At 34.2% G+C, this 366-nt stretch carries 1 protein-coding gene; it reads right to left on the reverse strand.

All coding sequences use genetic code 11. The annotated features are described in order from the left end of the window. The coding region (locus tag V6251_RS15185; protein WP_341589006.1) for a hypothetical protein at positions 1–366 on the reverse strand (366 nt) is incomplete at both ends.

Here is a 366-nt window from a genome sequence, read left to right on the forward strand (position 1 = left end):
AAGTGACACCAGGATTATCACTAACTCCGTTTAGTTGTACTTGTTTGATCTCGATAGCCTTTTTTTGAGCTTCGATACTGCTGTCTAAACGTTGTTTAGATTTAGGATCGTTATACAGATTGTGCCAAACTTTGGTTTCTTTATTAAATATGGTTTTAGCTTTATTGGTTACAAAACCACTATATCCATTGACGCCAGAGGTGATTTCTTTGGCATCTTTTTCGTGTATTTGATCTAACAAATAATCGTTAGAAAAATATTTGTAGTTGTGTGATTGTGGTAACAGGCTTAAGTGGTATTCTTTTAAATCAAAACCATAGGTAAGTGTTAGTTCCTTGTTGTCAGGTGTTCCAAATACTAATTGCG

This window comes from Olleya sp. Ti.3.14, assembly GCF_038154885.1.
Taxonomy (GTDB): domain Bacteria; phylum Bacteroidota; class Bacteroidia; order Flavobacteriales; family Flavobacteriaceae; genus Olleya.